The sequence below is a fragment of the Pseudomonas sp. Irchel 3E19 genome (assembly GCF_900187585.1).
Lineage (GTDB): Bacteria > Pseudomonadota > Gammaproteobacteria > Pseudomonadales > Pseudomonadaceae > Aquipseudomonas > Aquipseudomonas baetica.
This window is the reverse complement of record NZ_FYDT01000035.1, coordinates 13,054-37,018: the sequence shown is the minus strand read 5'-3', so window position 1 is coordinate 37,018 and position 23,965 is coordinate 13,054. Positions and strand designations below refer to the sequence as shown.

Below are 23,965 nucleotides of genomic sequence, written 5' to 3'. Positions count from 1 at the left end.
GCCCGCGCTGCATGCTCTGCCGACGGACTTAGGGAGAAGGTTATGCAGCTCGAGTTTTATCAGGTCGACGCATTCAGTGATCGACCGTTCAGTGGCAATCCCGCGATGGTTTATCGGCTCGATGCATGGCTGGCGGACGAGTTGATGCAGAAAATCGCCGCCGAACACAATCTGGCGGAAACCGCATTTCTGGTGCGTGAAGGTCAGGCCTGGCATATCCGCTGGTTCACGCCGGCCACGGAAGTACCGTTGTGCGGCCACGCCACGCTGGCCAGTGCCTACGTGTTGTTCGACATTTACAAGGAAAGCACTGAACGTCTGGATTTCGTCTGCAAGTCCGGGCCGCTGAGTGTCAGTCGAGAGGATGGCCGCTTGTGGCTGGACTTCCCGTCGATGGTGCCATCAGAGATTGGCGTGACCCTGGATGTCGAGCGTGCGCTGGGTGTCGAAGCGGTGGATGTGCTGGGTTCAAATGAACTGTTCGTGGTGCTGGAGTCTGAACAAGCGGTGCTCGACTGTAAGCCGGATATGGTCGCACTGGCCAAGCTGCCGTGGCTGGGAGCGATCGTTACCGCGCGCGGCAACCAGCATGATTTCGTGTCGCGCTACTTCGCTCCGGCCATCGGCATCAATGAAGATCCGGTGACCGGTTCGACCCATTGCAGCCTGATTCCGTATTGGTCGAAGCGCCTGGGCAAATCCAGCCTGACCGCTTGCCAGCGTTCGGCGCGGGGCGGGGAGTTGTTCTGTCGGCTGGAGGGCGAGCGGGTGAAGATTGGCGGGCATGCAACGCTGGTAGCCAGCGGCACCCTGTTATTGGGATAAACCCAAAACCAACTGTGGGAGCGGGCTTGCTCGCGAAGGCGTTGTGTCAGTCAACGATAATGGTGACTGATACAACGCCTTCGCGAGCAAGCCCGCTCCCACAGTACTGATCCAGGACCGATCAGAGGACAGTGTTGTAGCGGCGCACGCCGTTTTCTACTGCCGGAATCTGCGCCGCAGTGCTGCCCGAAGCCTGGAACAACACCAAGTGCTCGGCTGCAACACGAATCCCCACCTCTGCGCCAACCTGATGATCAGCATGACTCGGGAATATCGACTCCAGCTGCGCCCCCGTCGGCAATTGCAGGCGATACAGTGTCGATGCCCCCAGGAACGTCTTGCCCACAATCCGCGCCTTCAACGCACTGTCCGGCGCATAAACGATGTCATCCGGACGCAGCAACACATCCACCGCACCGCCAATCGGCCAGGTGTAGGCACGATTGCCGCGCAGTTCACCCAGTTCGGTCTGCACCGATTCCGGACTGTTCAGTTGGCCGCGAATGAAATAACCCTGACCGATGAAGCTGGCCACAAACGGCGTCGCCGGTTCGTGATAGAGGTTGTAGGGCGTGTCCCACTGTTCCAGTCGACCTTCCTTGAAGACGCCCACGTGATCGCTCACGGCGAAGGCTTCTTCCTGGTCGTGAGTCACCAGAATTGCACTGGTGCCACGGGCCTTGAGGATGTCACGCACTTCGTGGCTGAGCTTGCGGCGCAATTCGCCATCGAGGTTGGAGAACGGTTCATCGAGCAACAGCAGTTGCGGCTCCGGTGCCAAGGCGCGGGCGAGGGCGACGCGCTGTTGCTGGCCGCCGGACAATTCGTGCGGGAAACGCTTGCCGAGGTTCTTCAGGTTGACCAGTTCCAGCAGCTCTTCGGTCACGCGATCCTTTTGCGGGTGCTTGCGGATGCCGAAGGCGATGTTGTCCGCGACGCTCAGGTGCGGGAACAGCGCGTAGTCCTGGAACACCATGCCGATCCGGCGTTTCTCCGGCGCCAAGGTGAAACCGGCGCTGGAAATGGTCTCGCCACCCAAGGTGATTTCGCCTTCGTGCACCGGTTCGAAACCGGCAATCGCGCGCAGGGTGGTGGTCTTGCCGCAACCGGACGAGCCGAGCAGGCAGCCGATGTCACCGGCATTGAGGTGCAGATTGAGGTTCTGCACCACGCGTTGGTCTTGATAGCCGCAAGCGAGGTTGCGCAGGTTCAGCAGTAATTCATGGCTCATGCGTGGTGATATGCCGGTTCGACGAGGAACTCGAGCAGGGCCTTCTGTGCGTGGAGACGGTTTTCTGCCTGATCCCAGGCGACGGAGCGCGGGTCATCAAGCAGGTCGAGGCTGATTTCTTCGCCACGGTGCGCTGGCAGACAGTGCATGAACAGCACGTCCTCGGCGGCGAGATCGAGCAGGGCGCGGTTGACCTGAAACGGTGCGAACAACTTCAGGCGCTTGGCAGTTTCCTCTTCCTGGCCCATGGAGGTCCAGACGTCGGTACTGACCAGGTGCGCGCCACGCACGGCGTCCTGCGGATCGCGGACGATGGTCACGCGATCGCCGGCCTTGGCGATGAACTCAGGGTTCGGCTCGTAGCCTTCGGGGCAGGCGATGCGCAACTGGAAGTCGAACTGGATCGCCGCTTCTATATAGCTGTTGCACATGTTGTTGCCGTCGCCGATCCAGGCCACGGTCTTGCCCTGGATCGAGCCACGGTGTTCGAGGAACGTCTGCATGTCGGCCAGCAACTGGCACGGGTGCAGGTCATCGGACAGGCCGTTGATCACCGGTACGCGCGAGTTGGCGGCGAATTCGGTCAGGGTGCTGTGGGCAAAGGTACGGATCATCACCGCGTCGAGCATGCTCGACATGACGATGGCGCAGTCGCCGATCGGCTCGCCACGGCCCAGTTGGGTGTCGCGCGGCGAAAGGAAGATCGCCTGGCCGCCGAGCTGGATCATGCCGGCTTCGAAGGAGATCCGTGTGCGGGTCGAGGATTTCTCGAAGATCATCCCCAGCACGCGGTTTTTCAGAGGCTCGAACAGTACGCCGCGGTTACGCAGGTCCTTGAGCTCAACGCCTCGACGGATCACGCTGACCAGCTCTTCGGGCGTGCAATCCATCAGGGAGAGAAAGTGCCTTGCGCTCATCATTGACTACCTTTTGCTACAAACCGCAGATGCTCAAAGCCTTGTTTATCGGAACAACGGGCGAGACCTGCGGCGTAAGCCGCACGGGGCGACGAAATAGGGGAAGGCGCGATATTGACACTAAATGTCGCGTTTTTCCAATAGGCTACTTTTTTTGCGGGATTCTGAGGGCGGACTGAACGTATCAGTTACGCATTTGAAGCCGGGTTCAGTAGAGCAGCGAGCCTCTTTGTACACTGGCCTCGCAGGGCTTGGCAATCCGGCGTGGCGGGGATGGCGCCGGGCTGGTCGGTTTTCGACCAGAGCGCCATGCCACCACTTGGTCGGGTGCTTGGGCTGAAACATTTGCTAAAGCAAAGTGCTGGGTTATAACTACCTTTCGAGCGACGCAGGAAGCCTCCGCATGGAATCGAAAGAACAACTGTTAATGGAATTGCTGGGCCACACGGCTCGCTCTCTGACCCATCTCACCGCCTCGGTCACCTCAATGTCGTTCGAACTGCTGCGCAGCGAAGACGAAGTGGTCAAGGCCGCCAGCCGCCAGATGATCGACCGCATGGCGACCATCAGCGCCGGCCTCGACGAGCACTGGCGCCTGATCGGCGAACTCACCGGCGTGCACGTCGCCCACGAGCAGATCGAAACCATTCAGGAAATCCAGTTGCAGGCGCCGCCGCAACTGCCGTCCAACTGATCGTGGCGGGTTATCGGGGCGCCTGATAGCCGTCGATTCACAAGACGAACGTCGCTGGCGCTGCACTGGCACACGGGCCATAGTTTTGTTCCCGCAGGCATTACCGTTGCCTGCCCAGAACAAGACAGAGACTGGCCATGACCAAGACTCTCCATCACCGTGCCTGCCACCTGTGCGAAGCCATCTGCGGCCTGACCATCGAGACCACCGAAACCGATGGCGATGTGGCGATCACTTCGATCAAGGGCGATGCCCTCGACACGTTCAGCCGTGGCCACATCTGTCCCAAGGCTGTGGCTTTGCAAGACATTCAGAATGATCCGGATCGCCTGCGCCAGCCGATGCGTCGGGTTGGCAGCGAATGGCTGCCGATCGCGTGGGACGAGGCATTTGCCTTGGTGGCGGAAAAACTGGCGGCGATTCAGGAGCGTCATGGGCAGAACGCCGTGGCGGTCTATCAAGGCAACCCGAGCGTGCATAACTACGGGCTGATGACCCACAGCAATTACTTCCTCGGCTTGCTGAAGACGCGCAATCGCTTTTCGGCGACCTCGGTCGATCAGTTGCCGCATCACTTGAGCAGTTACCTGATGTACGGCCATGGCCTGTTGCTGCCGATTCCGGACATCGACCACACCGATTTCATGCTGATCCTCGGCGGCAATCCGCTGGCCTCCAACGGCAGCATCATGACCGTGCCTGACGTCGAGAAGCGCCTGAAAGCCATTCAGGCCCGGGGCGGCAAAGTCGTGGTGGTCGATCCACGGCGCAGCGAAACGGCGGCGATGGCCGATCAGCATCTGTTCGTGCGCCCCGGTGGCGATGCGGCGTTATTGTTTGGGCTGCTCAACACGCTGTTTAGCGAAGGACTGACGCGCGACAGTCACTTGCCGATCGAGGGGCTGGATGAAGTGCGCGCAGCAGTGGCGACGTTTACTGCCGAGGCGATGAGTCCGCTATGTGCCGTTCCCGCTGAACAGATTCGTCAGTTGGCCCGCGACTTTGCCGCGGCGCCGAGTGCGGTTTGTTATGGGCGAATGGGCGTATCGACGCAGGCATTCGGCACGCTGTGCCATTGGGTCGTGCAGTTGATCAATCTGGTTACCGGCAACCTCGACCGTGTGGGGGGGGCACTGTGCACCGAGCCGGCGGTGGATTTGGTGGCGTCGACTTCGGGAGGGCACTTCAATAAGTGGCAGAGCCGTGTTTCCGGGCGTCCGGAATATGGCGGTGAGCTACCGGTGTCGGCGCTGGCCGAAGAGATGCTCACTGGCGGCGAAGGCCAGATCCGCGCGCTGATCACCGTGGCCGGCAACCCGGTGTTGTCGACGCCGAACGGACGTCAACTGGAGCAAGCGCTGGACGGCCTGGAGTTCATGGTCAGTATTGACCTGTACATCAACGAAACCACGCGTTATGCCGACCTGATCCTGCCGTCGACCTCGGCGCTGGAGAACGACCATTACGACACCACGTTCAACCTGTTTGCGGTGCGCAACGTCACTCGCTTCAATCGCGCGATCCTCGCCAAGCCTGAGGGCGCTTTGCATGACTGGGAGATCTTTGTGGGCCTGGCCAAGGCCTTTGCCGAGAAAACCGGCAAGGAACTGAAGCCAACCATGCCACCGTCGAAGATGATCGACATGGGCCTGCGCATGGGCATGTACGGTGACGCCTCCGAGCAAAAACTGTCACTGGCAACGCTGTTCGATCATCCCCACGGCGTTGATCTGGGCGCGTTGAAACCGAATCTGGCGAAGCGTTTGAAAACACCTGATCAGCGCGTGCAAGCTGCGCCGCCGGAGATCCTTGCTGATCTCGCACGCTTCGCCGCCTTGCAGGCACCGGCCGCCGATGAATTGCTGATGATTGGCCGCCGCCATGTGCGCAGCAACAATTCGTGGATGCACAACTACCATCGACTGGTGAAGGGCAAGCCGCGTCATCAATTGCTGATGCACCCGGATGATCTCGCCAGTCGCGGCCTCAATGACGGTCAGTTGGTGCGCGTCAGTTCGCGGGTCGGACAGATCGAAGTGGAAGTGCTCGGCAGTCTGGACATGATGAAGGGCGTGGTCAGCCTGCCGCACGGTTGGGGCCATGCGCGGCCGGGTGTGCAGATGACGATTGCCAGCGGCCAGCCGGGGTCGAGTGCCAATGATCTGACCGATGAATGTCAGCTCGATGAGTTGTCCGGCAATGCGGCGCTCAATGGCGTGCCGGTGAAGGTAGCGGCGGCTTGAGCATGTCTGTCGGGGAGACCGAGCATGGCGCTCGGGATTCCGTTACAATGCGCCACCGTGCCGACCCATGAGTCGGAAAGTTCAGCCGAGGTGCTCCATGGATATCATCGAAACGATTAAAGAGCAGATTGCCAACAACACCATTCTGCTTTACATGAAAGGCTCGCCGAATGCCCCACAGTGTGGCTTCTCCGCGAAAGCTGCGCAGGCTGTGATGGCGTGTGGCGAAAAGTTTGCGTACGTGGACATCCTGCAGAACCCGGAAATCCGCGCCAACCTGCCAAAGTACGCCAACTGGCCGACTTTCCCGCAACTGTGGGTCGGTGGTGAGCTGGTCGGCGGTAGCGATATCATGACCGAAATGTCGGCAGACGGTTCGCTGCAAAGCACCATCAAGGCGGCTGTTGAAGCCGCTGCTGCGAACAAGTCCGAAGCCTGACCGGCTTGTAGGGAAGCAAGCTTCTTTGCTTCCTCGCAGGTTCATTCGACAACGCTTCCCCTGTAGGAGCTGTCGAGTGAAACGAGGCTGCGATCTTTTGATCTTCAGCCAATAAAAAGCCCCGCACCTCGAAAGAGGGCGGGGCTTTTTGATGTCTTGAATCTGGCGAGTTGTTAAATCACTCTTCGCCCATCTGCGACTGCAGGTAATTCTCAAGACCGACTTTATCGATCAGGCCCAGTTGGGTTTCCAGCCAGTCGATATGCTCTTCTTCAGACTCGAGAATGTCTTCCAGCAGCTCACGGCTGCCAAAGTCGCCAACGGTTTCGCAGTGGGCGATCGCGGCTTTCAGGTCGGCGTGGCCGGTCTTCTCGATGCGCAGATCGCATTCCAGCATTTCCTGGGTGTGCTCGCCGATGTGCAGCTTGCCCAGGTCCTGGACGTTCGGCAGGCCTTCAAGGAACAGGATGCGCTTGATCAGCTTGTCCGCGTGCTTCATCTCGTCGATGGATTCTTTGTATTCGTGCTTGCCCAGCTTGTTCAGGCCCCAATCTTCATACATGCGCGCATGCAGGAAGTACTGATTGATCGCGACCAGCTCATTGGCAAGGATCTTGTTGAGATGCTGGATGACTGTGATGTCGCCTTTCATGATCGGAGTCCTGCCCTGTAATAGCTGTATATAAGGCGGAGTTTGAGCTTCGTATTTATAAGTGTCAAACCTAAGTTATTGAATAATATATGAAAATTAATCGGAATAAGAATGTTTGTGTTCCGCGTCTGGAGCCTAAGCGCTTGATTTACAGGCATAAAAAAACCGGACATAAGTCCGGTTCTTTGAAATAGGGGGTAATTACGCAGCAGTAAATTCTACCGGATAAGGAATCGCGGCCTGGGCGGTTTGCAGCTTGGTCAGGGTTTCGCGAACCACTTCCTTGGCAAGGCAGGCACATTTGCCGCACTGGCTGGCGACGCCGGTGGCCTGGCGGACTTCTTTATAGCTGCAGCAACCTTCATAGATCGCTTCGCGGATCTGTCCGTCGGTGACGCCAGTGCAGAGACAAACATACATAAGTGAGAACCGTCGCTGGTTGTGACTCAATTGCGATGGATCTTAATGTTAACGAGAATGATTGTCAAAGTGCTTTCGGAAAGGTTTTGCCGAGATGAGTGAGGGACTGACGAGCGGTAATGACTGGCCATCTGCCTGGCCCCGTAAATGCAGCACTGCTATCCGCTTACTTTAAAAAACCGTTAAGGACAGGCCAAAAACGCAGTGTATGATGGTCGGCCCTTGCGAAGGGGGTCGTGTCACAGGGCTGTCGTCCGAGGATGGCAGGCTGGCCGGACCCTGAACTTCAAGTTTTTACACCAGGAGATATCAATGAGCGTACTCGTAGGCAAACAAGCCCCTGACTTCACCGTCCCGGCCGTACTCGGCAATGGCGAGATCGTTGACAGCTTCACCCTGTCCTCGGCCATCAAAGGCAAATACGGCCTGGTGTTCTTCTACCCACTGGACTTCACCTTCGTCTGCCCGTCCGAGCTGATCGCTCTGGACAACCGCATGGCCGACTTCAAGGCGCGCAACGTTGAAGTGATCGCGGTGTCGATCGACTCGCACTTCACCCACAACGCCTGGCGCAACACTCCAGTGAACAATGGCGGCATCGGTCAGGTGAAATACACCATGGCTGCCGACATGAAGCACGACATCGCCAAGGCCTACGACGTTGAGTCCGAAGGCGGCGTAGCTTTCCGTGGCGCGTTCCTGATCGACGACAAAGGCGTTGTCCGCTCGCAGATCATCAACGACCTGCCACTGGGCCGTAACATGGAAGAGCTGATCCGTCTGGTCGACGCTCTGCAATTCCACGAAGAGCACGGCGAAGTCTGCCCTGCCAACTGGAAAAAAGGCGACAAAGGCATGAACGCTTCGCCAGAAGGCGTTGCGGCCTACCTGACCGAGAACGCTGCAGCCCTGTAAGGCGCAACGTCGAGGTACAAAAAAACCGGCCCACGTGGCCGGTTTTTTTATGCGCGGTTGAAACGGCGACAATCAGTCGTCGAAATCTTCCCAGCCGCCCATCTGCTTCCAGCGATTGACGATGCCGCAGAACAGCTCAGCGGTTTTTTCGGTGTCGTAACGCGCCGAATGCGCCTCACGGCCGTCGAAATCGATGTCTGCTGCCTGACAGGCTTTCGCCAGGACGGTTTGGCCATAAGCCAGACCGGCCAGGGTCGCGGTATCGAAACTGGAGAACGGGTGGAACGGATTGCGCTTCATGTCCAGTCGCGCAACGGCAGCATTGAGGAAGCCGAGGTCGAAGCTGCTGTTGTGGCCGACCAGAATCGCACGCTTGCAGCCGTTGGCCTTAAGCGCCTTGCGGATGCCACGGAAGATGTCGGTCAGCGCCGTTTCTTCGCTGACGGCCATGCGCAGCGGGTGATCGAGCTTGATGCCGGTGAACTCCAGCGCCGCCGCTTCGATGTTGGCGCCTTCGAAAGGCTCAACGCGGAAGAAGTAGGTGTGATCCGGGTAAACGAAACCCTTTTCATCCATGGCGATGGTGGTCGCGGCAATCTCCAGCAATGCATCGGTGGCCGAGTTGAAGCCACCGGTTTCTACGTCGACGACAACCGGCAGGTAACCGCGAAAACGCGCTGCCATCGGATGACGGGAACCGCCGCCGCCACCTTGACCTTCCAGTTCGTCGTCGAAATGGTCTTCACTCACGCGTGTTCCTCCAGCAGGCGCCAGCGCAGTTTTTCACCGGCGCGCAGCGGGATAACGGTCAGCTCGCCAAATGGCAGGCTGGTTGGGGCGGTCCATTCTTCGCGAACCAGGGTGATGCGATCGGTGTTCGCCGGCAGGCCATAGAAGCGTGGGCCGTTGAGGCTGGCGAAGGCTTCGAGCTTGTCCAGCGCATTACGCTGTTCGAATGCTTCGGCATACAGTTCGATGGCGGCGTACGCGGTGTAGCAGCCGGCGCAGCCGCAAGCGGCTTCCTTGGCGTGCTGGGCGTGCGGTGCCGAATCGGTACCGAGGAAGAACTTCGCGCTGCCGCTGGTGGCGGCATCGAGCAGGGCTTCCTGGTGCGTATTGCGCTTGAGGATCGGCAGGCAATAGAAGTGCGGCCGAATCCCGCCAACCAGCATGTGGTTGCGGTTGTAGAGCAGGTGATGCGCGGTGATGGTCGCGCCAACGTTGGCCGAAGCCTCGTTGACGAACTGCACGGCATCGCCGGTGGTGATGTGTTCGAACACGACTTTCAAGGTCGGGAAACGCTCGACCACACGACGCATGTGTTCATCGATGAAAATCTTTTCGCGGTCGAAGACATCGACGTCGCCACGAGTGACTTCGCCGTGGATCAGCAGCGGCATACCAACTTCGGCCATGGCTTCCAGCGCCGGGAAAATCTTGTCGATGCTGGTAACCCCGGAGTCGGAGTTGGTGGTGGCGCCAGCCGGGTACAGCTTGGCGGCGTGCACGAAACCGCTGGCCTTGGCCTCACGAATTTCTTCGGGCTGGGTGCGGTCGGTGAGGTACAGCACCATCAACGGCTCGAAACGACTGCCGGCCGGGCGGGCAGCGAGAATCCGCTGGCGATAGCCGTCGGCTTCAGCGGCGTTGCGCACCGGAGGTACCAGGTTGGGCATGATGATGGCGCGACCAAACGTGCGCGCAACATCGGCAACGGTATTGGTCAACACGGCACCATCGCGAAGATGAATGTGCCAGTCGTCGGGACGCAGCAGGGTCAGGCGGTCGGACATGAGGGGATTCCAGGCGGGTCAAACTGAGGCGAATGCTACCGGAAAAGACTCTTGCAGGCACTCGCTATCAAGTTTTGCAGGAACCTTCCGATATCCCGTAGGTATGCCGTAAACGTAGTGTGAATCGGTCTTTGTGTTTCAGAAGCCAATGGAGCCTCCCGTGCGCCAGCGATATTTAGCCTTGCTCAGTGTGTTTGCCAGCTTTCCCGCCATGGCGCTCACGTACCAGACCCGCCTGGAGAATATTGAGTGGACGGTCGCCGGCGACAAGTTCGAATGTCGTCTGACACAGCCGATCACTGATTTCGGCTCGGGGGAGTTCGTGCGCAAGGCAGGCGAGCAGGCGGTATTCCGTCTGAACGCCTATAACGCCATGCTGGGCGGTGGGGCGGCGACGTTGCTCGCGGCAGCCGCGCCGTGGCAGCCGGGACGCGGTGACATCAATCTGGGCACCGTCAGACTGGGCAGTGGTAACGTGTTGTTCAACAGCTCTCAGTCCCAGGCCGGAGGTCTGATCAGCGGCCTGATGGATGGTCGCAGCCCGGTGGTGCGCCGTGCTTCGGGCGATGGACGCGTGTCGGAAGTGCGTTTGTTGCCGGTCAAGTTCAGCAAGGCGTTTAACGACTATCAGACCTGTGTGGCGAAATTGCTGCCGCAGAATTTTGACCAGATCAAGCAGTCGCAGATCGGTTTCCCCGGCGAGGGCGTTGATCTGGACTCCGCCGCCAAGGCCAAACTGCAAGTGATGCTCGAATTCATGAAGGCCGATCCGACGGTCAATCACATCGAACTCGACGGCCATTCCGATAACAGCGGCAATCGCCTGACCAACCGTGAATTGTCGCGCCGCCGGGCACTGGCGGTGGTCGACTTCTTCAAGGCCAATGGCATCGCCGAATCGCAGATCACAGTACGTTTTCACGGTGAACAATACCCATTGGTTCCGAACACCAATGCGGCCAACCGGGCGAAGAACCGTCGGGTTGCGGTGAAGCTTGCACGCGTGGCGCCAACCACCGCTCCAGCGCCTCAGACGAGCACCCCTGCCAGCACCGCAGCAACTTCCTGACCCGCCGGTCATCGTCGCGCTCTCGACAGATTCTGTCGCTTTGTCGTCTTAAGCTGTCGCGCCTCTGTAAATTATCGCGTTTGGGCGGTAGACTCCTCGGCTTTCCGTAGAACCCCGTGGAGTGATGGCATGGCGGACGTAAACAAGGTCGTTCTGGCGTATTCCGGCGGCCTGGACACTTCGGTGATCCTCAAGTGGCTGCAGGATACTTATAACTGTGAAGTGGTGACGTTCACCGCTGACCTGGGTCAAGGCGAAGAGGTCGAGCCGGCTCGCGCCAAGGCGCAGGCCATGGGCGTCAAAGAAATCTACATCGACGACCTGCGCGAAGAATTCGTGCGTGACTTTGTGTTCCCGATGTTCCGCGCCAACACCGTTTACGAGGGCGAGTACCTGCTGGGTACTTCCATCGCGCGTCCGCTGATCGCCAAACGTCTGATCGAAATCGCCAACGAAACCGGCGCTGACGCCATTTCCCATGGTGCCACCGGCAAGGGCAATGACCAGGTACGTTTCGAACTGGGTGCCTACGCGCTCAAGCCAGGCGTGAAGGTGATTGCTCCATGGCGTGAGTGGGACCTGCTGTCCCGCGAGAAGCTGATGGACTACGCCGAGAAGCACGCGATCCCGATCGAGCGCCACGGCAAGAAGAAATCCCCGTACTCGATGGATGCCAACCTGCTGCACATCTCCTATGAAGGCGGCGTGCTGGAAGACACCTGGACCGAGCACGAAGAAGACATGTGGCGTTGGACCGTCTCCCCGGAGAACGCGCCTGACAAACCGCAATACCTGGAACTGACCTACCGCAACGGCGACATCGTTGCGCTGGACGGTGTCGAAATGACTCCGGCCACCGTGCTGGCGACGCTGAACAAGATCGGTGGCGAACACGGTATCGGTCGTCTGGACATCGTTGAAAACCGTTACGTCGGCATGAAGTCCCGTGGCTGCTACGAAACCCCGGGCGGCACCATCATGCTGCGCGCTCACCGCGCCATTGAGTCGATCACCCTGGATCGCGAAGTCGCTCACCTCAAAGACGAGTTGATGCCCAAATACGCCAGCCTGATCTACACCGGCTACTGGTGGAGCCCTGAGCGTCTGATGCTGCAGCAGATGATCGATGCTTCGCAGGTCAACGTGAACGGTGTGGTTCGCTTGAAACTGTATAAAGGCAACGTCATCGTCACCGGCCGCAAGTCCGACGATTCGCTGTTCGACGCCAACATCGCGACCTTCGAAGAAGATGGCGGTGCTTACAACCAGGCCGACGCGGCGGGCTTCATCAAGCTCAACGCGCTGCGCATGCGCATTGCTGCCAACAAGGGCCGCAAACTGTTCTGAGCCCTTCAGACGCGCAATAAAATGGCGACCTTGTGTAGAGCAAGGTCGCCATTGTGCAAAATCTTCTCCTTGCGGCTTCTGATAGCCGTCCCTTCTCAGCCGTTCGCGTTTTTATTCCTGTTCGTTGGTCAAAAACTTTCCAATACGCAGACGTTCTGCGAGCTGGTGTTGTAAATAATACAAAACGTCAAATTTGCGCTTTTCTTCGAATGTTTATTGTTCCGCAGTATGTTTTCCTTGAGTAAAAAATCCGACACGTCATTGGAAAGAAATACGATAAGTCGAGAGTGTTGCTTGTTGCTCTGTCGGATTTTTTCCAGAACGGTGGCGAAATCGGTTTGCGTACCCATCTGGCGCGCATCAATGATGTCCAGATTGGAGGTTGATCCAGACAGTTGAATGTTGTGTCGTACAAACAACTTATTCCGGTTTGACGGTGGGTCTGAAGTGTTATCGGTACGTTGTGAGTTCTTGCTCGGTGCCGATGCCTCTTCACAGAACAGGACGGAGATCGAGACACCCGTAACGGGTCGCAAGAGTGACTCTTGCACTGCACAGTTGCGCTTATTGTCACGGTCCTTTTTTTCGAGGTTTTTCAGGAACGCCTTGTCATCGCTGAAATCAGAAGGCGAGTAGAGTGAACGGTAATTAAAGTTAAGGGTGAGAAAGAAAAGAAACAACAAGTAGAACGGAAAGCTGATCAGAAACCATAAATAAGTTTGCCGATCCTCGCCATCCAGGAAGGGCAGCGAGATGGCGGCCGAGGTTTCCGAGATGAGTGCGAAGATGGCAATGATGGTCATTGGGTTAGTGATTTTTTTGGGTATCTTCAATATATTTCTTCTCATGGGTTTACTGCTTCTAAAAATGGGTAGGTGTGCTTTTTAAGTATTGTAGGTAACTAACGCTATGGGCTTCGTAACAAGGTCTTGGCAGTTAATATAAGTGCTGCCAGAACAATGTTTGATCAGTGTTGGGATTTAGTGTGTGAGCGGGTTTGTTTTTGTCGAATAACAGCGGAATGTTATTGTGGATATCGCCAGCAAGTAACAGCGTCTGACCCGGATTTAGAGCGTTTATGGCCGTAGGAGCGTTGCGCAAGCGCCTATTGAAGAGGTTGCATATAGACACAAAATCGCGCAGGGATTAAACCGATCGCCGGGGTCTGAAGGCAGTCTGTGTTTGGTGGTGGTCGGTTTTTTGTGGGAATAATCCTCAATGCTTGTAGGGAATGTCTCTCGCTGCAAGTGCTCGCTAACCTTGGCATGCCATCGATCAGTTGAGTCGGCTATTGTGCCTGTTCTAAAAATTCGAACAGCGAAACTGGACTTGCCCATGAATAAAGTGCTGATCGTGGATGATCACCCCGTCATTCGTCTTGCTGTGCGTATGCTGATGGAACGTCATGGCTACGAAGTTATTGCAGAAACGGATAATGGCGTGGATGCGTTACAACTGGCTCGCGAACAAATGCCGGATATTGTCATTCTGGATATTGGAATACCGAAACTTGATGGTCTGGAAGTTATTGCGCGTTTGGCGTCGACCGCGATGCCGATGAAGGTTCTGGTGCTGACGTCTCAGGCACCGGGTCATTTTTCAATGCGCTGCATGCAGTCCGGGGCGGCGGGATATGTGTGCAAACAACAGGATTTGACCGAGCTGCTCAGCGCCATCAAGGCGGTACTGTCCGGCTACAGTTATTTTCCCAATCAGGCCCTGCATACCGTACGTACCAGTCTGGGCAATGCCAGCGAAGCGGATATGGTGGACCGTCTTTCCGGGCGTGAAATGATGGTCTTGCAGCAATTGGCCCGGGGAAAGACCAACAAGGAAATTGCCGATGGCATGTTTCTCAGCAACAAGACGGTCAGCACCTATAAAACCCGTTTGTTACTCAAACTCAATGCACGCTCTCTGGTGGACCTGATCGAGTTGGCGCAACGTAATGGTCTGGTCTGAGCTGGTTTTGCGCTGATGGGGTCATGGGCCGATCAAACCAGCTAGCCGCAGAAAGTGAAAAGCCTCCGTTTCGGGAGGCTTTCAAGTATCAGAGATCAAAATCGTAATCGGCCAATTGCTTTTGCAGTCGGCGCTCCTCAAGCATGTTATCGATAGTGCGGCGCTTTCTTAGATTGGTTTTGGCAACCTCGACCACCGGTTCCTCTGCGTCAGCGTCTGCGGTGTCAACGTCGTCTACGTCCAGTTGTTCTTTGTCGCTACTCATAAGGTTAACTCCGGCTAAGACTGCCTTTGGCGCTCCTTATATCGGTAATGCAGCGACGGGTAAAAAAGATTTTTTCAATCGATCAGTTAATAAATCCAATAGCGGGTCAATCGTCCGACGTTTTGGCCTTGTACTCGCACAAGTCTTCGATCCGACAGCTACCACAGCGGGGTTTGCGCGCCAGACACACATAACGTCCGTGAAGAATCAGCCAATGGTGGGAGTCGAGCAGAAATTGCTTGGGTACAAACTTCATCAGCTTGTTTTCTACCTCAACCACGTTTTTGCCGGGCGCAATGCCAGTGCGGTTGCTGACACGGAAAATATGCGTGTCGACGGCCATGGTCAGTTGACGGAACGCCGTATTGAGCACCACGTTCGCGGTTTTTCGGCCTACGCCGGGCAAGGCTTCGAGCTCCTCGCGGGTCTGCGGCACCTCACCGCCATGTCGTTCGACCAGCAAACGGCAGGTCTCGATGACGTTCTTGGCCTTGCTGTTGTAGAGCCCGATGGTCTTGATGTATTCGGACAGACCTTCGACACCCAACGCATGGATCGCCGCAGGGGTATTGGCCATCGGGAACAACTTCGCCGTCGCCTTGTTGACGCCGACATCAGTCGACTGCGCCGACAGAATCACGGCGATCAGCAGTTCGAACGGCGAGGAATAAGCCAGCTCGGTTTTCGGCTCCGGATTGTCTTCATGCAGTCGGCGAAAGATCTCAAGACGTTTTGCGGCATTCATGGGCGATGCGTTTCCTTGGAAATTGAGTTCGTGCGAGTCCACGCCTGACGGGCCGCGAGCAGCAGACCCAGGACGATGAAGGCGCCGGGAACCAGAGTGACCAGATGCAGGCCCTCACTGAATAAAACAAGTCCTTGCCCGTGTTCGAAAAGTTCTCGACCGAGGCTGCCCCGGCCTGCGAGTTCACGCAGCGCGGCGAGTATCAACATCAATCCACCAAACACAAGGCCGAGCTTGAGACGACGAGGCAGCGTCTGGCTGAAGAATCCATTGTGTTCCAGCACCACACACTGCAAGGCAATCAGACCGGCATAGAGCCCGAAAGCCTGATGCCATGGCAACATCCAGCGTTGCGCGAAAATCTCGGCACAACTGGTCAAGGTCGCCGCGAGCAGAACGCTGGCCAGCCCTGCACTTGCTCCCGTCAGGCGCGACCGCAGGGGGGGCATGCACAGGCCATAAGCCGCCACGACAATGGCAAACATCAAGACTGCTCCCGACGCGGCAGCCAGCGAACCGGTCGTGCCCAGCACCAGCGCCAGCATCAATGCGTTCGCCGGGTGCGTTGTCCGGTTCATTGTTCGCTCCCCAGCAGCACTGCACGGTGTTCGTCGAAGTAGCGCAGGGCATCATGGATCGCATTGACCGCCGCGCGAGACGTGATGGTCGCCCCGGCTAGTTGATCAAATTGTCCCTGATCCTTTTTCAACGCCCAACCTGAAGCCGTCGGCTCGTTGCTCGATTTGCCGGTAAATGCCTGGAGCCAGGTATTCGGCCAGTCGCCCAGATGCCCGCCGAGCGCCGGGGTTTCTGATTGCTTGAGGGTTTTCACTCCGAGCATTTTTCCGTTGGCATCAATCGCGATCAGCAGTTCAATGCTGCCGGCATAGCCTTCGGTCTGGCTACGCAGTAGCACTGCAATCGTTCGCCCCGCCTTGGTCGCGCGATAGCCGCCGCTCAGGTTGCTATGTCTCAAGGCGGTGTCGGCCAATGCCAGCGGCTGTGCCAGCGGTTGGTTGTCGTAAGTCTCGGGCGCGAGGACGTCGAGCAGTTTGCGACTGTCGAGCAGCCGTTGCCCGGCGGCAATCTGCGGCGCATTGCTGTGTTGCACCAGATACGTCGTACCGATGCCGAGCACGGCCAACAGCAGCAGGGTGATTGCGCTGGTCGTGTGGTTCATGGGCGCACCTGGGCCGGGCGGCCAGCGGTAAAGCGCTCCAGTGCCGGCACGCAGAGATTCATCAGCAGTACGGCAAACGCGACACCGTCCGGGTAACCGCCCCAGGTGCGGATCAGATAAGTCAGCACCCCGACTCCGACGCCAAACAACAGGCGAGCGAGTGAGCTTTTTGCGCCGGATACCGGTTCAGTGATGATGAAAAACGCGCCGAGCATGGTCGCCCCGCTCAGCAGATGAAACAGTGGCGAGCCGTGAGAATCGGAGCCAGAGCCATTCCAGAACAGCAAGCTGACCACAAACAGGCTGGCGAGCATGCCGACCGGCGCGTGCCAGGCGAACACCCGCCGTTGCAGCAGAAACAGACCACCGACGAGAAACGCCAGGTTCACCCACTCCGCACCACGCCCGCCGAAGCGCCCGAACGCCGGGTTGGCGGCGAAGAGTTCGTCGATGGTCAGGCTTTTATTGATGCGCAGGCTGTCCAGCGCGGTCGCCTGAACCCAGGCGTCCGGCGCCTGACCTGGGTTGAACACCTGTTGCACAGCATCGAGCAGCGCCATGCCGTGGGCCGGCCAGTGGGTCATGGGTTGCGGGAACATGACGATGGCCATGGCAAAACCGAGCATGGCCGGGTTGAACGGGTTTTTGCCAACGCCGCCGTAAAGGTGTTTGCCAAACAACAGGCCCGAGGCCATCGCGGTCACTGTCAGCCACCACGGGCAATAAGGCGGCAGGGCGGCGGCCAGCAGTGTCGCGCTGACCAGTGCACTGCCGTCGCTCAGCGTTGGCAACAAGGGTTGTCGACGCAAGCGTGTGACGCCTGCCTCGACGATCAATGCGGTGCTGACGGCGAGGATCAGGTTGATCAACACGCCCCAACCGAAAAACCAGAACAACGCCAACAAGCCCGGCAGCATGGCGAGCAACACCATTTTCATCGCCTGTTGCAGGCGCTCGTCAGGTGTCTCAAGGGGCGACATGGTCTTGCACCTGGCGCTCGGCGTCTTGCAGGCGGGCGCGGGCCTTGTCGAGAATTTCGCTTGGCGTGTCGCCGCTACGTTCGAGTTTGCTCAGGTCGGCGCGGGCGTAGGCCAATTCGGTTTTCAACTGGCGCAGTTGGCTGTCGATAGGGCGCTTTTCCACGCGCACGAGGTCCGGCGCGGGCTGATCGCTTGAGGCCTCGGCGGCGTGCAGAGCTTGCTCGGCGTCACGCAGAGCTTGTTCCAGTGTGGCGATCTGCTCCGTCGGCGCTTCGACGGTCTGGGCCTTTTTCAGTTCGGCGCGGCGCATGGCCAACTGGATTTTCGCCCGCTTCAGATCAGCGTCCTTCGCCGGGGCTGGTGCTGGCGCGAGCGGAACGGCGGGTGCGGTGCTTTCAAGGTTCGCCAACGCCTGTTCAGCCGCTTCGAATTGTTGCTGCAAAACGATCAGTTGCGACTGTTGCTCAAACGTCGGCGGATGGCCGAAGGCTTTCAGCGATTTGTGCAATTGCGCGCGGCTCATCGCCACGTCGATCTTGGCTTTTTTCAGCGCGGCGTCAGCGGTGGCGATTTTCTGCGCGCGCACGCGTTCAAGGGCAGCTTGCACCGGGTCGGTGGCCGTGACTTCGGCTTGCACGGTTTTTTTCGCCCGCGCCTCGCGCTCAGCCTGTTTCTGCTGTTCCTCCCGTTGCAGGCGGGCGTTGCGTCGCTCGAAGCGCTGGCGTGCATGATCGCGTTTGGCGGCGCGGGCGCGTTGGTCTTCGAGGCTGAAGGCGAGGCCACCGACCACTGGCAGCGTGCCGAGCGGCAGTGGATGCATTTCGATGCAGTCCACCGGGCACGGCGCCACGCACAGATCGCAACCGGTGCATTCGTCGATGATCACCGTGTGCATCAGTTTGGCGGCGCCAACGATCGCGTCGATCGGGCAGGCCTGAATGCACTTGGTGCAACCGATGCATTCGGCTTCGCGGATGTACGCCACTTGCGGCGGTGCCGTGCCGCGACTGACGTCCAGTTCCAGCACCGGCACTTTCAACAGTTCGGCCAGCGCCGCGACAGTTTCGTCGCCGCCCGGCGGGCATTTGTTGATCGGCTCGCCGTCAACGATGCCTTGCGCGTAGGGTTTGCATCCGGGGTGGCCGCACTTGCCGCATTGGGTCTGCGGCAGCAGGGCATCGATGCGTTGAATCAGACTCATGTTTTGATCAGTCCACTGAATCCGAGAAAAATCACTGCCATCAGTCCGGCGCTGATCAGATCGATCGGCAATCCGCGAAAGGGCAGGGGAATATCGTTGTCGGCGCTGCGTTCGCGCAAATCACTGAACAGGCTCAGCGCCAGCCAGAAACCCAGCCCGGCACCGAAACTCAGCGCTGTCGCCTGCAACAGGCCCTGATCGTTCTGCGCATTGATCAGCGCCAGGCCGAGCACGCCGGCATTGCTCAGCAGTAACGGCCACAATCCATCGAATGGCCAGTCGGGCAGTCCGCGCGCCAGCCATTTCAGGATCGGCGCGATCAGCAGCACGCTCAGCGGCAGAAACACGAACAGGCGCAGGGCTTCAAGTTGCAGCGGCACCAACAGCCAGTGCCAGGCCGCGTAACTGAGCACGCCGACCACCGCCATCAGGCACAACGTCGCCAGCCCCAGCGCATGCACTTGGCGGCGATTGCCGGCCAGCAGCGGATCGACGCCCAGCGGCCAGTGCAACACGAAGTTGTTGAGCAGCGCAGCACTGAAAAGCGTAAGCACGAGTTCGGTCATGGTTCTGCCGGTGAAACGGGCGGATGTCTCATAAGGTTAGGCATTATCCGGCCGCCATGGAGGGTGGGCCAGATATGAAAAATCCCACCGGCATGCGGGGCACGTCGGTGGGATCGATTTACTGAACAGTCTTACTTGATGCGTTGACCGGGCTTGGCGCCGCTGTCCGGGCTCAGCAGGTAGATTTCTTCACCGCCGGGGCCGGCCGCCATCACCATGCCTTCGGAGATGCCGAACTTCATTTTCCGTGGCTTGAGGTTGGCGATCATCATGGTCAGGCGACCGTCGAGTTTGGACGGATCCGGGTAGGCGCTCTTGATCCCGGAGAACACGTTGCGTTGCTCGTCACCGATGTCCAGGGTCAGGCGCAACAGCTTGTCGGCGCCTTCCACGTGTTCAGCCTTGACGATCAGCGCGACGCGCAGGTCGACGGCAGCAAAGGTGTCGAAGTCGATTTCCGCCGACAGCGGATCCTTGGTCAGTTCACCGTTGCCAGCAGGGGCAGCGGCACCGGTATCGGTCTGGCTGGCGGTCAGGTCTTCTTTGGAGGCGTCGCTCATGGCTTGTACTTTTACCGGGTCGATGCGGGTCATCAGCGGCTTGAATTCATTGAGCTGATGGTTGGCCAGCAGGGTGGTGTGGTCGTTCCAGGTCAGCGGCGCGACGTTGAGGAACGCCTCGGCATCGGCGGCAAGCAGCGGCAGCACCGGTTTGAGGAAGATCACCAGTTGGCGGAACAGGTTGATGCCGGTGGCGCAGATCGCCTGGACTTCATCCTGTTTGCCTTCCTGCTTGTTCAACGACCATGGCGCCTTGTCGGCGATCCACGCGTTGGCGCGGTCGGCCAGGGCCATGGTTTCACGCATGGCACGGGCAAAATCGCGGGCTTCATAGGCGTCGGCAATGCTTGGCGCTGCGGCCAGGAATGCTTCAGTCAGCTCTGGCGCGGCATTGTTGTCGATCAACAGACCGGCGTTGCCTTTCTGAATGAAGCCGGCGCAACGGCTGGCGATGTTGACCACTTTGCCGACCAGGTCAGAGTTGACCTTCTGCACGAAATCTTCGAGGTTCAGGTCGAGGTCATCGACGCCACGGCCCAGCTTGGCCGCGTAGTAGTAACGCAGGTATTCCGGTGACAGGTGATCCAGGTAAGTACGGGCCTTGATGAACGTGCCGCGGGACTTGGACATTTTTTGCCCGTTGACGGTCAGGTAACCGTGCACGTTGATCCCGGTCGGCTTGCGGAAACCGGCGCCTTCGAGCATCGCCGGCCAGAACAGGGCGTGGAAGTTGACGATGTCCTTGCCGATGAAGTGGTACAGCTCGGCGGTGGAATCCTTGCCCCAGAACGCGTCGAAATCCAGCGCAGGCGTGCGGTCGCAAAGGTTCTTGAAGCTGGCCATGTAACCGATCGGCGCATCCAGCCACACGTAGAAATACTTGCCCGGCTCGCCCGGGATCTCGAAGCCGAAGTATGGCGCATCGCGGGAGATGTCCCACTGCTGCAGGCCAGCGTCCAGCCACTCGGCGATCTTGTTGGCTACGGCGTCTTGCAGGGTGCCGCTGCGGGTCCAGGTCTGCAGCATTTCCTGGAAGTCCGGGAGCTTGAAGAAGAAGTGCTGGGAATCCTTGAGCACCGGGGTGGCGCCGGAGATGGCCGACTTCGGATCCTTCAGGTCGGTTGGTGCGTAGGTCGCACCGCATTTTTCGCAGTTGTCGCCGTACTGGTCTTCGGTGCCGCATTTCGGGCAGGTGCCCTTGATGAAGCGGTCGGCCAGGAACATTTTCTTTTCCGGGTCGAAATACTGGGTGATCGAGCGCTGGGCAATGTGCCCGGCGTCACGCAGCTTGAGGTAGATCTGGCTCGACAGCTCACGGTTTTCTTCGGCGTGAGTGGAGTGGAAGTTGTCGAAATCAACCAGGAACTCGGCAAAGTCGGCGCTGTGTTCAGCCTGCACGTTGGCGATCAGTTGTTCCGGGGTGATGCCTTCCTTTTCCGCGCGCAGCATGATCGCCGAACCGTGGGCGTCGTCGGCGCAGACATAGATGCATTGATTGCCGCGATGCTTCTGGAAGCGCACCCACATATCGGTCTGGATATATTCCAGCATGTGGCCAAGGTGGATCGAACCGTTGGCGTAGGGCAGGGCGCTGGTGACGAGGATCTTGCGTGGTTCGGACATGTGGGGCTTCGCTACTTGATGAAACGGAGGTCGGCCACTATAAAGCGCTGGCGCATATTTTTCACCCTGTGCACCTGTTTCATTGGATGAGCAGACAGAAAAGATCGCGGCCTTCGCCAGCGCCTGCAGATGTATGTCGATCTACTGTAGGCGCTGCCGAAGGCTGCGATCTTTTCAGGTACGATACTCGCCATCTTTTCCAGTCTTGTTATCGGAGTTGCCCATGAGTGCCGTCACTCGCGCAGCGGTGGAAGCCGTCCTCAGCCAATACACCGACCCTTACCTGAACCAGGACCCGGTCAGCGCCGGTTGCGTGAAAAACATCGAGATCGTCGGTGACCGCGTCAATGTTCAGCTGGAAATCGGTTACGCCGCCGGTCTGTTCAAGAGCGGCTGGGCGCAACTGCTGCAATTGGCCATCGAAAACATCGACGGTGTGGTTATCGCCAAGGTTGAGGTCAACAGCGTGATCGCCGCGCACAAGGCCCAGGCGCAGATTCCGGGGCTGGCCAACGTCAAGAACGTGGTCGCCGTGGCGTCGGGCAAGGGCGGTGTCGGTAAATCGACCACCGCGGCCAACCTTGCGCTGGCCCTGGCCCGCGAAGGCGCCAAGGTCGGCATTCTCGACGCCGATATCTACGGCCCGAGCCAGGGCATCATGTTCGGCATCCCCGAGCGCACCCGTCCTGAAATCAAGGATCAGAAGTGGTTCGTGCCGCTCAAGGCCCACGGCGTCGAAGTCATGTCGATGGCCTTCCTGACCGACGACAACACGCCGATGGTCTGGCGTGGGCCGATGGTCTCCGGTGCGTTGCTGCAACTGGTCACGCAAACTGCTTGGGGTGATCTGGATTATCTGGTGATCGACATGCCGCCAGGCACTGGCGATATCCAGCTGACCCTGGCGCAGAAAGTCCCGGTGGCCGGTGCGGTCATCGTCACCACACCGCAGGATCTGGCCCTGCTTGACGCGCGCAAAGGCGTGGAAATGTTCCGCAAGGTCAACATTCCGGTGCTGGGCGTGGTGGAAAACATGGCCGTACACATCTGCTCGAACTGCGGCCATGCCGAGCATCTGTTCGGTGAGGGCGGTGGTGAGAAGCTGGCAACCCAGTATGGCGTCGAACTGCTGGCTTCGTTGCCGTTGTCGATGCTGATCCGCGAGCAGGCCGATGGCGGCAAGCCGACGGTGATCGCCGAGCCGGACAGCCAGATTGCCATGGTCTATCAGGAACTGGCCCGCCACGTTGGCGCGCGGATTGTGTTGCAGGAAGCGGCAACGCCGGCGATGCCGAACATCACCATCAGCGACGATTGAAAACTATCTGTAAAGCGCAGGACAAAACTGTGGGAGCGAGCCTGCTCGCGAATGCGGTGGATCAGACAACCAATGGGTTGAATGACACACCGCATTCGCGAGCAGGCTCGCTCCCACATTGTTTTGTGTGGTGAGACTTAGATCCGCAACCCGCCATCCATCTCCAGAATCCGCCCGGTGTAGTAGTCGTTCTCGAAGATATACGCCGCTGAATGGGCGATCTCTTCAGGCTTGCCCATACGCTTGAGCGGAATCCCCGCGGTCATTTTCTCCAGCGCTTCGGGCTTCATGCCCAGGGTCATTTCGGTTTCGATGAAGCCCGGGGCAATACCCGCCACGCGAATGCCATAGCGCGCCAGCTCCTTGGCCCAGGTCACGGTGGCCGCCGCTACGCCAGCCTTGGCGGCGGAGTAGTTGGTCTGGCCAACGTTGCCCGCACGCGAGATCGACGAGATGTTGATGATCGCACCGCTGTTCTTCAGCTCGACCATTTTTGCTGCCACTTCACGGGTGCACAGGAACACGCCGGTCAGGTTGACGTCGATCACTGCTTGCCACTGGGCCAGGCTCATCTTGGTCATTTCGCCGTCCTTGACCTTGAGCAGCAGGCCATCGCGCAGGATCCCGGCGTTATTGATCAAACCATGGATCGCGCCGAAATCTTCGGCGACCTGGGCAACCATGTGCTCGACCTGCTCTTCATTGGCGACGTTGCACAGATAACTGCGCGCCTCGACACCCTTGGCTTTGCAGGCAGCCACTGCGTCGTCGAGTTTTTCCTGGTTCAGATCGACCAGCGCCAGCTTCGCGCCTTTGCCGGCGAAATACTCGGCCATCGAGCGGCCCAAACCCTGGCAACCGCCAGTGATAATGATTACTTTGTCGTTGAGTTGCATGCGCATGCCCCGATAGCAGGTCAGAGTGGTTTTCCCTTAAGAGAGCCTCTCAATCTGCGCCCGACGTGGTCTGGCTGCACATGAGAAATGCCCCGATGGTGGCCGGAACTTATCCCGGGCACCT

Annotated in this window: 25 protein-coding genes; 9 read left to right on the top strand and 16 right to left on the bottom strand. The window is 58.7% G+C overall.

Annotation, left to right across the window (positions count from 1 at the left end; genetic code table 11):
- The first annotated feature begins 42 nt into the window (after window positions 1-42).
- The gene (locus tag CKW18_RS20450) at window positions 43-825 is read left to right on the top strand and encodes a PhzF family phenazine biosynthesis protein (protein WP_095190458.1); all 783 of its coding nucleotides are present in this window, start codon (window positions 43-45) and stop codon (window positions 823-825) included.
- A gap of 121 nt (window positions 826-946) precedes the next feature.
- On the opposite strand, the gene CKW18_RS20445 is transcribed toward CKW18_RS20450, so the two are convergent.
- Together CKW18_RS20445 and argF are read right to left on the bottom strand one after the other, a co-directional pair.
- Window positions 947-2,056 carry an ABC transporter ATP-binding protein gene (locus CKW18_RS20445; protein WP_095190457.1) on the bottom strand — a complete coding sequence of 370 codons (1,110 nt, stop codon included), beginning with the start codon at window positions 2,054-2,056 and terminating at the stop codon, window positions 947-949.
- The gene (gene argF, locus CKW18_RS20440; RefSeq protein ID WP_095190456.1) at window positions 2,053-2,973 is read right to left on the bottom strand and encodes an ornithine carbamoyltransferase; all 921 of its coding nucleotides are present in this window, start codon (window positions 2,971-2,973) and stop codon (window positions 2,053-2,055) included. Before argF ends, CKW18_RS20445 begins: the two co-directional genes overlap by 4 nt.
- 403 nt (window positions 2,974-3,376) lie before the next feature.
- Between argF and CKW18_RS20435 the strand changes: the two genes are divergently transcribed.
- The 3 genes from CKW18_RS20435 (at window position 3,377) to grxD (ending at window position 6,349) form a co-directional block, all read left to right on the top strand.
- Window positions 3,377-3,667: a hypothetical protein gene (locus CKW18_RS20435; protein ID WP_095190455.1), complete on the top strand. Its 291-nt coding sequence runs from the start codon at window positions 3,377-3,379 to the stop codon at window positions 3,665-3,667.
- A 137-nt stretch (window positions 3,668-3,804) separates the two neighbouring features.
- The gene (locus CKW18_RS20430; protein ID WP_095190454.1) at window positions 3,805-5,910 is read left to right on the top strand and encodes a molybdopterin oxidoreductase family protein; all 2,106 of its coding nucleotides are present in this window, start codon (window positions 3,805-3,807) and stop codon (window positions 5,908-5,910) included.
- 97 nt (window positions 5,911-6,007) lie between these two features.
- A complete protein-coding gene (gene grxD, locus CKW18_RS20425; protein ID WP_042560740.1) occupies window positions 6,008-6,349 on the top strand; it encodes a Grx4 family monothiol glutaredoxin in 342 nt (113 codons plus the stop codon).
- Between the two features lie 178 nt (window positions 6,350-6,527).
- On the opposite strand, the gene bfr is transcribed toward grxD, so the two are convergent.
- Window positions 6,528-7,001, bottom strand: coding sequence for a bacterioferritin (bfr, locus tag CKW18_RS20420; protein ID WP_095190453.1), 474 nt, complete (start codon window positions 6,999-7,001; stop codon window positions 6,528-6,530).
- Between the two features lie 201 nt (window positions 7,002-7,202).
- Window positions 7,203-7,421, bottom strand: coding sequence for a bacterioferritin-associated ferredoxin (locus tag CKW18_RS20415; protein WP_003227725.1), 219 nt, complete (start codon window positions 7,419-7,421; stop codon window positions 7,203-7,205).
- Window positions 7,422-7,733: 312 nt separating this feature from the next.
- Between CKW18_RS20415 and CKW18_RS20410 the strand changes: the two genes are divergently transcribed.
- Window positions 7,734-8,336 carry a peroxiredoxin gene (locus CKW18_RS20410; protein ID WP_003227723.1) on the top strand — a complete coding sequence of 201 codons (603 nt, stop codon included), beginning with the start codon at window positions 7,734-7,736 and terminating at the stop codon, window positions 8,334-8,336.
- A gap of 72 nt (window positions 8,337-8,408) precedes the next feature.
- Here CKW18_RS20410 and rnt read toward each other — a convergent pair whose 3' ends face one another.
- The gene (gene rnt / locus CKW18_RS20405; RefSeq protein WP_095190452.1) at window positions 8,409-9,086 is read right to left on the bottom strand and encodes a ribonuclease T; all 678 of its coding nucleotides are present in this window, start codon (window positions 9,084-9,086) and stop codon (window positions 8,409-8,411) included.
- Window positions 9,083-10,129 carry a dihydroorotase gene (pyrC, locus tag CKW18_RS20400; RefSeq protein WP_095190451.1) on the bottom strand — a complete coding sequence of 349 codons (1,047 nt, stop codon included), beginning with the start codon at window positions 10,127-10,129 and terminating at the stop codon, window positions 9,083-9,085. Before pyrC ends, rnt begins: the two co-directional genes overlap by 4 nt.
- A gap of 160 nt (window positions 10,130-10,289) precedes the next feature.
- Here pyrC and CKW18_RS20395 point away from each other — a divergent pair, with 160 nt between their 5' ends.
- Both CKW18_RS20395 and CKW18_RS20390 read left to right on the top strand, forming a co-directional pair.
- Window positions 10,290-11,198, top strand: a complete 909-nt coding sequence (locus tag CKW18_RS20395) for an OmpA family protein (protein WP_095190450.1) — start codon at window positions 10,290-10,292, stop codon at window positions 11,196-11,198.
- Between the two features lie 129 nt (window positions 11,199-11,327).
- Complete coding sequence (locus tag CKW18_RS20390; RefSeq protein ID WP_095190449.1) at window positions 11,328-12,545, top strand: argininosuccinate synthase; 1,218 nt, start codon at window positions 11,328-11,330, stop codon at window positions 12,543-12,545.
- Window positions 12,546-12,673: 128 nt separating this feature from the next.
- Here the strand turns inward: CKW18_RS20390 and CKW18_RS20385 are convergent, their stop codons facing one another.
- Entirely contained in the window at window positions 12,674-13,381 is a 708-nt protein-coding gene (locus CKW18_RS20385) for a hypothetical protein (RefSeq protein WP_095190487.1), read from the bottom strand.
- Window positions 13,382-13,880: 499 nt separating this feature from the next.
- Here CKW18_RS20385 and CKW18_RS20380 point away from each other — a divergent pair, with 499 nt between their 5' ends.
- Window positions 13,881-14,507, top strand: coding sequence for a response regulator transcription factor (locus CKW18_RS20380; RefSeq protein ID WP_064391960.1), 627 nt, complete (start codon window positions 13,881-13,883; stop codon window positions 14,505-14,507).
- Between the two features lie 88 nt (window positions 14,508-14,595).
- Here CKW18_RS20380 and CKW18_RS30640 read toward each other — a convergent pair whose 3' ends face one another.
- The 8 genes from CKW18_RS30640 to metG all read right to left on the bottom strand — a co-directional run bounded on the left by CKW18_RS30640 (window position 14,596) and on the right by metG (window position 21,627).
- A complete protein-coding gene (locus tag CKW18_RS30640; RefSeq protein WP_095190448.1) occupies window positions 14,596-14,772 on the bottom strand; it encodes a PA3496 family putative envelope integrity protein in 177 nt (58 codons plus the stop codon).
- Window positions 14,773-14,878: 106 nt separating this feature from the next.
- Window positions 14,879-15,517 (bottom strand): endonuclease III, encoded by a 639-nt coding sequence (nth, locus tag CKW18_RS20370; RefSeq protein ID WP_095190447.1) that lies wholly within the window; start codon window positions 15,515-15,517, stop codon window positions 14,879-14,881.
- Window positions 15,514-16,095, bottom strand: coding sequence for an Rnf-Nqr domain containing protein (locus tag CKW18_RS20365; RefSeq protein WP_095190446.1), 582 nt, complete (start codon window positions 16,093-16,095; stop codon window positions 15,514-15,516). Before CKW18_RS20365 ends, nth begins: the two co-directional genes overlap by 4 nt.
- The gene (locus tag CKW18_RS20360; protein WP_095190445.1) at window positions 16,092-16,697 is read right to left on the bottom strand and encodes an RnfABCDGE type electron transport complex subunit G; all 606 of its coding nucleotides are present in this window, start codon (window positions 16,695-16,697) and stop codon (window positions 16,092-16,094) included. The genes CKW18_RS20365 and CKW18_RS20360 overlap by 4 nt, the downstream gene beginning before the upstream one ends.
- Window positions 16,694-17,677 carry an RnfABCDGE type electron transport complex subunit D gene (locus CKW18_RS20355; RefSeq protein ID WP_095190444.1) on the bottom strand — a complete coding sequence of 328 codons (984 nt, stop codon included), beginning with the start codon at window positions 17,675-17,677 and terminating at the stop codon, window positions 16,694-16,696. The genes CKW18_RS20360 and CKW18_RS20355 overlap by 4 nt, the downstream gene beginning before the upstream one ends.
- Window positions 17,664-18,878, bottom strand: coding sequence for an electron transport complex subunit RsxB (gene rsxB / locus CKW18_RS20350; protein WP_095190443.1), 1,215 nt, complete (start codon window positions 18,876-18,878; stop codon window positions 17,664-17,666). Before rsxB ends, CKW18_RS20355 begins: the two co-directional genes overlap by 14 nt.
- A complete protein-coding gene (locus tag CKW18_RS20345) occupies window positions 18,875-19,444 on the bottom strand; it encodes an electron transport complex protein RnfA (protein WP_095190442.1) in 570 nt (189 codons plus the stop codon). Before CKW18_RS20345 ends, rsxB begins: the two co-directional genes overlap by 4 nt.
- Window positions 19,445-19,575: 131 nt before the next feature.
- Entirely contained in the window at window positions 19,576-21,627 is a 2,052-nt protein-coding gene (metG, locus tag CKW18_RS20340) for a methionine--tRNA ligase (RefSeq protein ID WP_095190441.1), read from the bottom strand.
- 223 nt (window positions 21,628-21,850) lie between these two features.
- Here metG and apbC point away from each other — a divergent pair, with 223 nt between their 5' ends.
- On the top strand, window positions 21,851-22,945 hold the full coding sequence (gene apbC / locus CKW18_RS20335) for an iron-sulfur cluster carrier protein ApbC (protein ID WP_095190440.1): 1,095 nt from the start codon (window positions 21,851-21,853) through the stop codon (window positions 22,943-22,945).
- A 137-nt stretch (window positions 22,946-23,082) separates the two neighbouring features.
- Here the strand turns inward: apbC and CKW18_RS20330 are convergent, their stop codons facing one another.
- Complete coding sequence (locus CKW18_RS20330; RefSeq protein ID WP_095190486.1) at window positions 23,083-23,841, bottom strand: SDR family oxidoreductase; 759 nt, start codon at window positions 23,839-23,841, stop codon at window positions 23,083-23,085.
- Window positions 23,842-23,965 lie beyond the last annotated feature (124 nt).